The 12,353-nt window shown below is 60.1% G+C and carries 12 protein-coding genes; 6 read left to right on the top strand and 6 right to left on the bottom strand.

Features of this window, described 5'->3' with window-relative positions; translation table 11 throughout:
* Nucleotides 1-336: 336 nt before the first annotated feature.
* Complete coding sequence (locus K7H22_RS12070; RefSeq protein WP_230801097.1) at nt 337-1,935, top strand: Hint domain-containing protein; 1,599 nt, start codon at nt 337-339, stop codon at nt 1,933-1,935.
* A gap of 2 nt (nt 1,936-1,937) precedes the next feature.
* Complete coding sequence (locus tag K7H22_RS12075) at nt 1,938-3,038, top strand: Hint domain-containing protein (RefSeq protein ID WP_230801098.1); 1,101 nt, start codon at nt 1,938-1,940, stop codon at nt 3,036-3,038.
* 35 nt (nt 3,039-3,073) lie between these two features.
* Here K7H22_RS12075 and K7H22_RS12080 read toward each other — a convergent pair whose 3' ends face one another.
* Both K7H22_RS12080 and dapD read right to left on the bottom strand, forming a co-directional pair.
* Nucleotides 3,074-3,418, bottom strand: a complete 345-nt coding sequence (locus tag K7H22_RS12080) for a hypothetical protein (protein ID WP_230801099.1) — start codon at nt 3,416-3,418, stop codon at nt 3,074-3,076.
* Nucleotides 3,411-4,238 (bottom strand): 2,3,4,5-tetrahydropyridine-2,6-dicarboxylate N-succinyltransferase, encoded by an 828-nt coding sequence (gene dapD / locus K7H22_RS12085; protein ID WP_230801100.1) that lies wholly within the window; start codon nt 4,236-4,238, stop codon nt 3,411-3,413. The genes K7H22_RS12080 and dapD overlap by 8 nt, the downstream gene beginning before the upstream one ends.
* Before the next feature lie 165 nt (nt 4,239-4,403).
* On the opposite strand from dapD, the gene K7H22_RS12090 reads away from it, so the two are divergent.
* Nucleotides 4,404-5,252, top strand: a complete 849-nt coding sequence (locus K7H22_RS12090) for a TIGR00730 family Rossman fold protein (protein ID WP_230801101.1) — start codon at nt 4,404-4,406, stop codon at nt 5,250-5,252.
* A 98-nt stretch (nt 5,253-5,350) separates the two neighbouring features.
* Nucleotides 5,351-6,583, top strand: a complete 1,233-nt coding sequence (locus tag K7H22_RS12095) for an META domain-containing protein (RefSeq protein WP_230801102.1) — start codon at nt 5,351-5,353, stop codon at nt 6,581-6,583.
* Between the two features lie 92 nt (nt 6,584-6,675).
* Here K7H22_RS12095 and K7H22_RS12100 read toward each other — a convergent pair whose 3' ends face one another.
* The 3 genes from K7H22_RS12100 to K7H22_RS12110 form a co-directional block, all read right to left on the bottom strand.
* On the bottom strand, nt 6,676-6,888 hold the full coding sequence (locus K7H22_RS12100) for a hypothetical protein (RefSeq protein WP_230801103.1): 213 nt from the start codon (nt 6,886-6,888) through the stop codon (nt 6,676-6,678).
* Nucleotides 6,889-7,063: 175 nt separating this feature from the next.
* The gene (gene rlmN, locus K7H22_RS12105; protein ID WP_230801104.1) at nt 7,064-8,245 is read right to left on the bottom strand and encodes a 23S rRNA (adenine(2503)-C(2))-methyltransferase RlmN; all 1,182 of its coding nucleotides are present in this window, start codon (nt 8,243-8,245) and stop codon (nt 7,064-7,066) included.
* A gap of 124 nt (nt 8,246-8,369) precedes the next feature.
* Complete coding sequence (locus tag K7H22_RS12110; RefSeq protein WP_230801105.1) at nt 8,370-8,921, bottom strand: hypothetical protein; 552 nt, start codon at nt 8,919-8,921, stop codon at nt 8,370-8,372.
* Between the two features lie 194 nt (nt 8,922-9,115).
* Here K7H22_RS12110 and K7H22_RS12115 point away from each other — a divergent pair, with 194 nt between their 5' ends.
* Nucleotides 9,116-10,111, top strand: coding sequence for an asparaginase (locus K7H22_RS12115; RefSeq protein ID WP_230801106.1), 996 nt, complete (start codon nt 9,116-9,118; stop codon nt 10,109-10,111).
* Between the two features lie 15 nt (nt 10,112-10,126).
* Here the strand turns inward: K7H22_RS12115 and serB are convergent, their stop codons facing one another.
* Nucleotides 10,127-11,005 carry a phosphoserine phosphatase SerB gene (gene serB / locus K7H22_RS12120; protein ID WP_230801107.1) on the bottom strand — a complete coding sequence of 293 codons (879 nt, stop codon included), beginning with the start codon at nt 11,003-11,005 and terminating at the stop codon, nt 10,127-10,129.
* Between the two features lie 158 nt (nt 11,006-11,163).
* Between serB and K7H22_RS12125 the strand changes: the two genes are divergently transcribed.
* Nucleotides 11,164-12,318, top strand: a complete 1,155-nt coding sequence (locus K7H22_RS12125; RefSeq protein ID WP_230801108.1) for a phosphoserine transaminase — start codon at nt 11,164-11,166, stop codon at nt 12,316-12,318.
* The last annotated feature ends 35 nt before the right edge of the window (nt 12,319-12,353 follow it).

The raw sequence follows: 12,353 nt of genomic DNA on the forward strand, positions 1-12,353 counted from the left end.
CTGTCATGTTGCATCCTGGACGGGTCCCTATGTTGCTGCGTGAAAGGACTATCCTTCTTTTCGGACAACGGCAAACAATCTGCGCACTGGAAGAATGTGTCAGAAATGGCGCAATTTCATGGCGATATGCCGCGCCTTTGCCCTAAAGGTTATCAGTCCTGCAATGAGGGTGCTAACGTCAGTCAAAATATAAAGACCCGAGGCAGGTCGAAAGCAGTCGGATCCAACGTGGTCCATTTCACCGGAAGGTATCGGGGAAACCCGATGCAGGACAGGTTGTCACCTGTCACCCGCTGCACGTCGTGCTGTCTTGGGCCATTTTGGGCAGGACAATAAATGGTTGCAGCGTCAAGACTACCCGTCAATACGAACGCCAACGCGATACAGATGGCCAACGCGATCTTCGGGGATGGTGTCACTGTCGTCAGCGCAAGCTACACCGGAGACAACCGGTCATCGGGCATCTACTCGAACGGTGATGCAGTATCGCCCGACGCCACCCCCGGCGATACCGGCGTCATACTTTCCACGGGCCTTGCGAACAACTTTACCAACGCGGCAGGCGGTTTCTTCTGGAGCCCCAATCAGGCCAACCAGAGCGATTCACGGTCGACCGATACGAACGGCGTCAACAACAACGCCCAATTCAATGCGGCAGCGGGTACAACTACCTATGATGCGGCATGGCTGGATGTGGATTTCATCCCGACCGGCAATGTGATGACGATGCAATTCGTCTTTTCCTCCGAGGAATATCCCGAATTTGCAAACGGCGCCTATCAGGATTTCTTTGGCGTCTGGGTCAATGGTCAACTGGTTCCGCTGGCGGTCGGTGACGGGGATGTCGACCCCAACAACCTGAATGCGGGCAGCAACCAGAATCTTTTCATCTCGAACGAAGGCAGCCCCTACAACACCGAGATGGACGGGTTCACCGTCACCATGACCCTGACAATGGTGGTCAATCCAGGTGAGGTGAACTCGATCCGCATCGGTGTCGCGGATGTTCTGGATTCGCAATATGACACCAATGTTCTGATCGCGGGCAATTCGGTTCAAACCGTTCTTGTCGCCACAACGGATACCGCCGAGATCTATCCCGAAGGCACCGTGACGCTGGATGTCCTTAGCAACGATGTGAACGCGACCGGTGGCGTGCTGACCATCACACATGTGAACGGTCAGGCCGTGGTGGCGGGTAGCGTGCTGACCTTGTCGACCGGACAACAGGTGACCATCAACGCCGATGGCACAATCACGGTTGTTGGCGATGGCAGTCTCGAAACCGCAAATTTCACATACACAGTCGCTAGCAGCACAGGCCAGACCGATACGGGCTTTGTCATCGTGGACTCCGTGCCCTGTTTCGTGGCGGGCACGCTTGTGCGGACACCTGCGGGCGAAGTGCCTGTCGAAAGCCTGTGCCCGGGTGATCTGGTGATGACCAAGGATGAGGGCGCGCAGCCCTTGCGCTGGATTGGCCAGCGCCGTGTCGAGGCGCAGGGCGAGTTTGCCCCGATCTGCATTGCGGCAAATACATTCGGGGATCATCGCCAGCTTCTGATCTCGCCGTTGCATCGTGTCCTGATCCGCGACAGCCTTGCCGAGATGCTGTTCGGCGAGAGCGAGGTTTTGGTCGCAGCACGCGATCTGGTCAATGACCATAGCGTGCGGCGCATCGAGGGCGGCACTGTCGATTACGTCCACATCCTGTTTGACCGGCATCAGGTCGTGTTTTCGGAAGGTCTGGAGACAGAAAGCTTCCTGCCCGGGCCGCAAATCGCCCATAGTTTCGAAGCCGATATGATTGGCGAGATCGTCGCACTTTTCCCCGATCTGGATCCGTTGACTGGGCACGGTTATAGCCCGTCAGCGCGCCGAACGCTTCGTAGTTTCGAAGCGCGCGTCCTGCGCGCAGATTTGCGCGTGGCCTGAACATGGCGTGGATTGCAATTGCCGACCGCGCTGATCCGCGGTTCTCCTGCTCTGGTCTCGGGGCTGATGCCGGACGCGCCGAAACCGCATTGCAGCGTGATGATCCGCATGCCTTGCTGACACGCGGCACCCTGCTGATCGAGGCGCGGCTGGCCCCTGACGGACGGCCGCAAACCCTTCTGGAATGGGATCACGCCCATCCGTGGCGGCGTGGCCTGTCATTGCAGGCCATTCCCGGAGGCGGAGTGGTGCTGGTCGTGTCGCAGGGCGGCGATGTCTGCCACGGGGTTGTCAGCCATGATGCGGTCAATGGCGATGATACATTGCGCATCAGCTATAGCTGGGACGCGCCCGCGCGAAAGGGGCGATTGGTGGTCGAAAAGGTCGGCATGCCAGGCTTTTTCCTGACCGAGCTCCGCGATCCGCCCCCCATGCTTCTGCGCGATGTACAGGCCGTCACGATGCATCCTGCCTTGCGGAAAATGGACCCCGATGTCAGTTTCTTTGCCGTGTCGACACGGGTCGAACCCGTCGGCCCCTTGCCCAGCCTCGACCCGCAGGTGCCGCTTTGCACGCCTTATGGATACCGCCCGCTGAACCGCATCGCACGGGGCGATATCCTCAGGCTTGCAGACGGCGGCAATGAGCCGGTGCTGCGGGTTCTGCGCCGTACCGTGCCTGCCTGTGGTATGTTGCGCCCTGTGCGTTTGCGCGCGCCCTATTTCGGGCTGCAGCAGGATATCGTGGTTGCCCCCGAGCAAAGGCTGGTAATCGGTGGTTCGGATGTCGAATATCTGTTCGATCAGGAATTTGTGCTGGTGCCTGCCCGCCATCTGGTCAACGGAACGGCAGCCCATTTCTGCGCTGCCGGGCCTACGGCCACTTATGGACAGGTCTTACTGCCGACGCATGAGGCGATCCTTGCCGCAGGGACCGTTGTGGAAAGCCTGTTTATCGGTCGTATCCGGCGGCATCAGGACAAGCTGGCGGCAAGTCTGCTGGCAGGGTTGGAACGTGCGCGGCTCCCCGATCATGCGGCTTCGGCCTATCCGGTGTTGCGCGCGTTCGAGGCCATCACTCTGTCAGAGCGGCGTGCCGCGTAGGGACAGGTTGGCACTATGCGGCAAGTGCGTTTGGATCAATCGTTGAACGGCGTGATCTGCGCCACGATAACCGCGTTTTCCTCAAGTGCGCGCGTCATCAGCGCGCGTTCTTCGGCTTCGATCTCCTGCCCGTCGGCAAGGCGTTCGTCCAGCGTTCCATAGCCGGTCACATCCAGCGGGGCCATGTCGGCCTGTTTCAGGATCGCCACGGTTTCGCGGACCGCCTCCGCCTCGTCCACGCCCGAAGCATAGATCATCAGTGCGGCCCCTGTCGATTTTGGCGGCAGTCCGTCCCCTTCTTTGCGGCCAACCTCGACCAGCAGGGTATAGACCTGCTGGCGCGAAGGTTTCTTGGCAGGCTTGGGCGCTTCTTCAGTCACGCAAAAGCTCGTTGATCGAGGTTTTGGAGCGTGTCTTTGCGTCGACTTTCTTGACGATTACAGCACAGTACAGATTGATTCCGTTCTTTGACGGCATGGTGCCTGCCACGACGACCGACCCTGCAGGCACTTCGCCATAGGTGACGGTGCCAGTCTCGCGGTCGACGATCTTTGTGGACTGACCGATGAATACGCCCATCCCAAGGACCGAGCCCTCGCGCACGATGCAGCCCTCAACCACTTCGGAACGCGCCCCGATAAAGCAGTTATCTTCAATGATCGTAGGGCCTGCCTGCATCGGTTCCAGCACGCCGCCAATACCGACGCCGCCGGACAGGTGTACGTTCTTGCCGATCTGCGCGCAGCTTCCCACGGTGGCCCATGTGTCGACCATCGTGCCGCTGTCGACATAGGCGCCAAGGTTAACAAACGATGGCATCAGCACCACGCCGGGGGCGATATAGGCCGAGCGGCGCACGACACAGTTCGGGACTGCGCGGAAGCCTGCGGAATTCCAGTCAGCTTCCTGCCAGCCCTTGAACTTGCTGTCGACCTTGTCCCACCAGCCACCACCTTGCGGCCCGCCGTCCTGGATTTCCATATCCTTGATGCGGAAACCCAGCAGCACGGCCTTTTTAGCCCATTGATTCACATGCCATGTGCCATCTGTTCCACGTTCGGCCACACGCAACTGACCGCTGTCCAGCGCATTCAGCGTCGCTTCGATCGCGTCGCGCGCTTCGCCTTTCGAGGCGGGTGTAATCGTGTCGCGCGCCTCCCAAGCGGCTTCGATTGCGGTCTCTAGGGCAGCATTGGACATGATGGTTACTCCGGCAGAAAGGATTTTGTGTTGCCACGCCTATAAGGCCAAGTCCGGCGTCGTGCAATCGCAAGGGTTCAGCTATAGCATGCGCCGGCTTCGTGACTGGCTTTGCTGTAGCAGCTTTGATAGTTCATCGGCCAAGCCAAGCAGAAAGCGACCCCGATGAGTAATGACCGATCAAGCCCGTTTCGTGACGCGCATACCGATATCGAGACAGCCACTGGTGTCCCCGCTACCGAGCAAACCCGCGCACCGGCATATCGGTTGGCCTTTGCGGATGATGATTTCCTGTGCCGTCCCGAACTGCGCCCTGTCCGGTTGCAGCTTGAACTGCTCAAGCCGCAGATGGCTCTGGATGAATACGGGGTGGAAAGCACTGTGGTTCTTTTTGGCGGTGCGCGTATTCCGTCCCCTGCCAACAAGGAAATGGCCAGCACCAAAACGCTGGCCGAACTGTCGTGTTATTATGAAGAAGCGCGTCGCTTTGCCTATCTGGTCACGACCGAGGCTCTCAAGACCGGCGCGCATCGGAACGTCATCACCACAGGCGGTGGCCCCGGTGTGATGGAGGCTGGCAATCGCGGTGCGAAAGAGGCAGGAGGCATCTCGATCGGGTTGAATATCGTGCTGCCGCATGAACAGGCGCCGAACACCTATGTGACGCCCGAACTGTGTTTCAACTTCCACTATTTTGCGATCCGCAAGATGCATTTCCTGATGAGGGCCAATGCGGTCTGCATCTTTCCCGGCGGCTTTGGAACGCTGGACGAGATGTTCGAGGCCCTGACCCTGATCCAGACTGGCCGGATGCGGCGCGTGCCATTCCTGCTGTTCGGGCAATCGTTCTGGACGCAGATCATCAACTGGGAAGCCTTGGCCGAGGCAGGCACGATCTCGCGCGAGGATCTGGCACTTTTCCGTTTCGTCGAAACAGCGGAAGAGGCGGTGGCTGCAATGGCCGACTGGGAAGGCGCAGGCGAAAAGCGCGGCGCGATTCCGGGTCGATCGTGACAAGACCGGTCTTTGCCGTGGATGCCTCAAAGAAATTGCCTGAGCCGGGCACTGATCTATAGTGTCAAAGCGGAACGGTCATCTTTGAGGAGACTGCAATGTTGCGTGCAGCCGGGCTATCACTTCTGGCCTTGTCAGTTCTGAGCGGTGCCGCACAGGCACGGTCTGTCGAGGGTGCGTTGACCTATCTGGCGCGGATGGCCCTGCCCGCAGGCACTGAAATCGTGATCGAAGCGCGCGGTCTTCAGGACACCTTGCTGGCTGAATCGCGGTTCCAGTCCGGTGGCAAGCAGGTTCCCTTTCCGTTTTCGATGACATTGCCCGATGATGTCAGCGCCACGATCCGCGCGGCGATGGTGCTGGACGGTCAGCCGATCTGGGTCAGCAACCCGATCACGGTGCAGGCTGGCAGTACCGCGCTGGATCTGGGCGAGATTGTGTTGACCAGCTTTCAACCGATGGGTTTTGCCAGCACGCTGCGCTGTGGTGAAGTGCGGCTGCGGGTCGGGTTCTTCGAGGACCGCGCGGTTCTGGAAACCGATGTGGACAGGTTCATCCTGTCGCAAGTGCCCGCCGCATCGGGCGCGAAATTCGAGGATGCGACAGATCAGGGCACGTTCTACTGGTCGCAGGGCGATACGGCCCTTGTGTCCCTTCAAGGGGAAGTTCTGCCAGAATGCGTGGCGGTTCCGCCTGAACCCGATCAGCCTTACCGCGCGCGCGGGACCGAACCGTTCTGGTCCCTGACCATCGCGGGCGGGCAAGTGGAACTGATCCCCAATATTGGGATGGCGCCGGTCAGGGCGCGACTTCCCCGCGCAGGGCTTGATGGGGCCGATTTTGTTTTCGACATGACCAGCGCGCAAATGCTGCTGCGACTGTCCGAGGTAATATGTCGTGATCTGATGACGGGAACGCCCTATCCGCAAACAGTCGTTGTGACATGGCAGGAGGGTGACTTGCAGGGATGCGGCGGAGAAACCATCGACCTGTTGGCCGGGTTGGAATGGAAGGTCGAGGATATTGGCGGTGCGGGAATTGTGGACAGGTCCGAGGTAACGCTCGAATTCGATGCGGTCACCCGACGTGTGGCCGGACGTGGCGGCTGCAACCGCTATAACGCGGCCTTCGACCTAAGCGGCGAAGGCCTGAGCATCGGACCTGCTGCGGCTACCCGTATGGCCTGCGTTGCCGCCCTGATGGAGCAGGAACAGCGGTTCTTTGAAGCGTTGCAACGCATCAGCCGGTTCGACATCCAACCAGATGGCGCATTGCTGCTTTATTCAAATGACGGTCAAGATCCCGTCATGACAGCGCGCGTTCCGGATTGAAACAACTGACCGCAAATAGTCGCATAAGCTCGCGAACTCTCAAAAATCGGCAAAAGAAATCATAAGAATAACGAATGCTTGTTTTTCTGATATCAAACCGCCGCTTCGCCAGGAACAGAGCAAACAGGCGTTCCGGTCCGTAGGCTTGTGACCAAGACACCGTCGTCAGACTGCACCAGATTGTAGCCATAGCCTGCAAGACGGTGTTTCCATTCGCGGGCCGACAAAGCCTTGCGACGTTCGCTGAGTACGAGATCAAGAACTTGGGCCGCCATGAAGGCGTCATTACTTTGGATAACAGACATGTTTTTCTCCCTGTGGATCAATCACTACAGGAAACAATCTGTTCGCAGATTCGGGCGTCAATTCTACCGGATCAGGGCAATTGCGTGGCGAAATGAAACAATTAAGGCAGGTCTGAGCTATTGGTTCCGATTGCGTGGCAATGGGTAAACGCGAACTATCCGAAGCGCTGAAAGATCAGCGTAATCCGGCTTCGGATTCGATCTGTGCACGGGACTTGCGCGCGCGTTCGGTGGCTGATTTCAACTGCCCGCAAGCCGCCATGATATCCTCGCCACGCGGGGTGCGGATGGGGCTGGCATAGCCGGCCTTATATATGATGTCGGCAAAGGCATGGATACGGTTGCCGGACGAGCGCTTGTAGGGCGCGCCGGGCCATTCGTTGAACGGAATCAGGTTGATCTTGGCCGGAATCCCCTCGATCAGCTTGACCAGTCGGTGGGCATCCGCGTCGCTGTCATTCACACCTGCCAACATCACGTATTCAAAAGTGATCCGCTCGGAATTGGACACTTTGGGATAGTCGCGCAGCGCCGCCAGCAGGGTTTCGATGTTCCAGCGCTTGTTGATCGGGACAAGCGTATCGCGCACCTCATCGGTGGTCGCATGGAAGCTGACCGCCAGCAAGCAGCCGATTTCCTGCGCCGTGCGAGCGATCTCAGGCACCACGCCGGATGTCGACAGCGTGATCCGACGACGGCTGAGGCTGATGCCTTCGGGGTCCATCGCGATCTTCATCGCATCTCGCACGTTGTCGAAATTATAAAGTGGCTCGCCCATGCCCATCAGTACGATATTGGACAGAAGCCGCGTTTCGTCCTTGGGATTGCGTCCGGGTTCCGGCCATTCCCCCAAATCGTCGCGCGCGACCATAACCTGCCCGATGATCTCGGCGGCAGTCAGGTTGCGGACCAGTTTCTGTGTGCCGGTGTGGCAGAAGGAACAAGTCAGCGTGCAACCAACCTGCGAAGAGATACACAGCGTGCCGCGCCCTTCCTCGGGGATATAGACCACCTCGACTTCATGCCCGCCCGCGATGCGGACCAGATATTTGCGCGTGCCATCCTCGGACAGTTGGCGGGTGACGACTTCGGGCACTTCGATCGTGAAATGCTCTGCCAGTTCCGCACGATAGGGTTTGGCCAGATTGGTCATCTGGCCGAACTCCCGCACGCCTTTCTGGTAGATCCACTGCCAGATCTGGCCCACGCGCATCTTGGCCTGCTTTTCGGGAGTGCCATGTGCGATCAGCGCCGTGCGCATCCCGTCGCGGGTCAGCCCGACAAGGTTCATCGGGCCCTCCGGCAGCTTGCGGGGGATGGTCATGACATCTTGTGTGATCGGTGCAGTCGCAGTCATCGGCGCGGATATCCTTGAGAACAGACACGGCACATACAGGATTCGTGAGACGAATCCAAAGGCAAGTTTCAAAAGCAAAAGGCAGCCCCTTGAGGGACTGCCCGTCAGGGTCGCATCGCTGCCTTTATTGGCAGCGGCGGCCCGCCTCTTCCGAGGCCGCAGTATATCCCAGAAGCGAGAACGTGTCTTTCGTGACCGTGCCACGGCTGGAACGTGCTGTCAGGATCGCCGAAGCACCACCTTTCATGGCCGCGATAATCCTTGCGTCATCCTCGGCCGAGGCGGGCCATGCCCATTCACCTTCGGTAAAAAGCTCGAACTGCGTGCCGCTGATATCCATGTTGACGGTTGATCCTGATGCGAACGGATAGCCGCCCGTAAAGGTGACCTGTCCGTTTACACCTGCGGCAGGACGGTAGAAGGTCATCAGAAGGATCTCGCCGCGCTGCACAGCGACCACGCGTCCGTCGCGTGTGTTGACTGTCTCTTTCGGGGATGACACGGCCCAGCATTCTTTCGGATCGGCATCCTCGAAAACGCTCCAATCCGTTTCTGCGGCAACCTGATTTGTGCTTGTCTGTTGTGCCCAAACCCCTGTGCCTGCCAATGCGCCGGTCAGGACGAACGCCGCCCCGACGCCTGCGCGGAGCCAACCGCGCGCCAATTTTGATGTCATCTGTCCAGCCTCCAAGCCGTACTCGCCTCAATTAACCGAGGGTTGCGGCCTACCGTTTTCGGCCTGTGCGCGCATCCCATTCCCTTCTCGACATTGCTACACTAGCCTGAAATCTGCCACATGCGAAAGAGTAGTTGGCGGAAAATCGCACAGCAAGGCGCGGTGATCGCGCAGAGTTTACGAAGGAAACCCTGATGATACCCCCCGTTCCCATGGCTGAGATCTGGCGCGGCCCGTTTCTGGAAAGTATCCACCACGGTCACGCAGTGATTTGTGACGCCTCGGGCGATATCGTCGAGGCGTGGGGCGACCCGCAGGCGGTGGTGATGCCGCGCTCCTCCTCCAAGATGTTGCAAGCCCTGCCGCTGATCACCAGCGGGGCCGCGGATGCGGCACGGCTGTGGCCCGAACATCTGGCGCTGGCCTGCGCCAGCCATCAGGGGGCCGCGATCCATACCGACCGCGTGCGCGGCTGGCTGGACCATATCGGCTGCACTGTCGATGACTTCCGCTGTGGCCCGCAGGAACCCGCAGACATTCCTGCACGCGATGCGCTGATCCGGTCGGGTCAGGCCCCGTGCCAGATTCACAACAACTGTTCCGGCAAACACGCGGGTTTTCTGACGCTGAACCGCCACCTGCGGGGCGGGGCCGACTATGTCGATCCCGACCATCCCGTGCAGCGCGCCTGCCTTGAGGTGTTTGAGGAGATCACGGAAGAGACCAGCCCCGGTTTCGGTATCGACGGCTGTTCGGCTCCAAACTACGCCACCTCGCTGCATGGAATGGCCCGCGCGATGGCGTTTTTCGCCGCAGCACAGGACGGGGGCACAGCCCAGCAATCCGCCGCCGCCCGGTTGGTGCAGGCCATGACGGTCTATCCCGAACTCGTCGCCGGAGAAGGGCGCGCCTGCACGGCCTTGATGCGCGCCATGAACGGGCGCGTGGCGCTGAAAACCGGCGCCGAGGCGTTCTTCATCGCGATCATCCCCGAGCGTAAACTGGGTGTCGCGCTGAAGATCACAGACGGCACGACGCGCGGCGCTGAATGTGCAATCGCGGCAATCCTTGTGCGTCTGGGTGTGCTTGCGGCCGATCATCCGGCCACGCGGACCTATCTCAACGCCCCGATCCTGAACCGACGTGGGATCGAAACAGGGATGATTCGCGCCGGTGCTGCCTTTGCCTGAAGCCAGTTTCCGCGATCAGGCCCCGACGAAATCCGTTCGTGCATAACCTTGGATATAGAGCAGCGCGGTCAGGTCGCCGTGATTGATCCGCACGTCGCATTGCGCGGCCACGCTGGGCTTTGCGTGTAGCGCGACGCCGGTGCCTGCGCGGGCCAGCATGCCCAGATCATTCGCCCCGTCGCCGACGGCAATGACATCTGCCTCGGCAATACCAAGCCGCGCGCTGATCTGCTCCAAAGCCTCAATCTTGGCCTGCCGTCCAAGGATGGGGCGGGCGACGTCGCCGGTCAGCTTGCCGGCCTCGACCAGCAGCGTATTCGCGCGGTTCTCGTCAAAGCCGAGTGTCTTGGCCACCTGCGCCGTGAAAGCGGTGAACCCGCCCGAGACAAGGGCCGCGTGACCGCCATTGGCCTTCATCGTCGCAAGCAAGGCGGCACCGCCGGGCATATAGGTGATCCGCTCGCGTAGCACCTGATCTATCACGCCTGCATCCAGTCCCCGCAGCAGGGCCACACGCTCCAGCAGTGCGGCCTCGAAATCCAGCTCGCCATTCATCGCGCGCGCCGTGATCCCCGCCACATGCGCGCCGACGCCCGCCATATCGGCCAGTTCGTCGATACATTCCTGCTGGATCATCGTGCTGTCCATATCGGCCAGCAGCATGCGCCTGCGCCGCCCCTGCGCGGGCTGCACCACCAGATCCAGACCCATGGCTTGCAGATCCTCCCAGACCTGCCAGCGGTTGTCCGGCATGGCGGGCAGCGGGAACTCTGCGGTCTCGTCAGGGTTCAGCCAGACCACGTCGCCCCCGCCCCAAGCATTCCGAAGCGATTCCAGCAAACTGCCTTCAAGATTGCGCGCTTGGGGATTGGCAAGAATGGTGGCGATGAACATGGGGCAAGTTTCCGATCGTGGATGGTGATGTCGCAAATTGCGTCAGATGCGGCGCTATAGCCTCATTTTCTCCGTTGTGAAAGCCGCTGAACCCTTCTATCTGCAGCGGTGGGACACCCCTCCCCAACGGGGGGCGCTTATCTGGAAGGATAGCATCAATGACGACGACGAAACCGGCATCGCGGCCGGAAAATCCGCGGTTTTCCTCTGGCCCATGCGCCAAAATCCCCACATTCTCGCTTGATTTGCTGGCAGATGCGCCTTTGGGCCGCAGTCACCGTGCAGGCGTTGGCAAGGCCAAGCTGAAAGCCGCCATTGACGGCACGCGCGAGATTCTGGGTGTGCCCGCCGATTACCGTATCGGAATTGTGCCCGCCTCGGATACCGGGGCATACGAGATGGCGATGTGGACCATGCTGGGCGAGCGCCCTGCCGAGATGGTTGCGTGGGAAAGCTTTGGTGCAGGCTGGGTGACCGATGCGGTCAAGCAACTTAAGATCGAAGCAACCGTGCACGAGGCGCCTTATGGCCAGATCGTGGATATGGCTGCGCTCAATTTTGATCACGACGTTTGCTTTACGTGGAACGGCACGACTTCGGGCGTGCGTATGCCCAATGGCGACGCCATCCCGTCCGACCGCAAGGGCCTGACGCTTTGCGATGCGACCTCTGCCGCTTTCGCGCAGGATCTGCCCTGGGACAAACTGGATGTGACCACTTTCAGTTGGCAGAAGGTGCTTGGCGGCGAGGCGGCACATGGCATCCTGATCCTGTCGCCCCGCGCTGTCGAACGGCTGGAAAGCTACACGCCAGCATGGCCGCTGCCCAAGATTTTCCGTCTGACCTCGAAGGGCAAGCTGATCGAGGGGATTTTTGTCGGCGAGACGATCAATACCCCGTCGATGCTGGCGGTCGAGGATTATCTAGTGGCGCTTGATTGGGCAAAATCCGTGGGCGGCCTCAAGGGGTTGATGGCACGAGCCGATGCCAACGCCGGCGCGATCTGGGATTTCTGCGAAACCCGTTCGTGGATTGCCAATCTGGCGGATAATCCGGCGACACGGTCCAATACCTCGGTTTGCGTCAAGTTCACCGATGACCGCATCGCTGACGGTGCGGCCTTCGCGAAGGCTGTTGCGAAGCGCCTTGAAGCCGAAGGTGTGGCGCTGGATGTCGGTGCCTATCGTGACGCGCCCGCCGGTCTGCGGATCTGGTGCGGTGGCACGGTCGAGACAGCGGATATCAAGGCGCTGCTGCCTTGGCTCGAATGGGCTTTCGAGACGGAAATCGCGGCCCAGTCAGTGGCTGCCTAACCTGCATTCCATTTCGGGTGCGCGCCAAAGCTGTG

Source organism: Seohaeicola saemankumensis, assembly GCF_021021435.1.
Taxonomy (GTDB): domain Bacteria; phylum Pseudomonadota; class Alphaproteobacteria; order Rhodobacterales; family Rhodobacteraceae; genus Seohaeicola.

Coding starts and splice junctions, on each gene's coding strand:
- K7H22_RS12115 (WP_230801106.1), top strand. CDS start 9,116: ATGATACCCCCCGTTCCCATGGCTGAGATCTGGCGCGGCCCGTTTCTG.
- serB (WP_230801107.1), bottom strand. CDS start 11,005: ATGTTCATCGCCACCATTCTTGCCAATCCCCAAGCGCGCAATCTTGAA.
- K7H22_RS12110 (WP_230801105.1), bottom strand. CDS start 8,921: ATGACATCAAAATTGGCGCGCGGTTGGCTCCGCGCAGGCGTCGGGGCG.
- K7H22_RS12070 (WP_230801097.1), top strand. CDS start 337: ATGGTTGCAGCGTCAAGACTACCCGTCAATACGAACGCCAACGCGATA.
- dapD (WP_230801100.1), bottom strand. CDS start 4,238: ATGTCCAATGCTGCCCTAGAGACCGCAATCGAAGCCGCTTGGGAGGCG.
- K7H22_RS12090 (WP_230801101.1), top strand. CDS start 4,404: ATGAGTAATGACCGATCAAGCCCGTTTCGTGACGCGCATACCGATATC.
- K7H22_RS12075 (WP_230801098.1), top strand. CDS start 1,938: ATGGCGTGGATTGCAATTGCCGACCGCGCTGATCCGCGGTTCTCCTGC.
- K7H22_RS12095 (WP_230801102.1), top strand. CDS start 5,351: ATGTTGCGTGCAGCCGGGCTATCACTTCTGGCCTTGTCAGTTCTGAGC.
- K7H22_RS12100 (WP_230801103.1), bottom strand. CDS start 6,888: ATGTCTGTTATCCAAAGTAATGACGCCTTCATGGCGGCCCAAGTTCTT.
- K7H22_RS12125 (WP_230801108.1), top strand. CDS start 11,164: ATGACGACGACGAAACCGGCATCGCGGCCGGAAAATCCGCGGTTTTCC.
- rlmN (WP_230801104.1), bottom strand. CDS start 8,245: ATGACTGCGACTGCACCGATCACACAAGATGTCATGACCATCCCCCGC.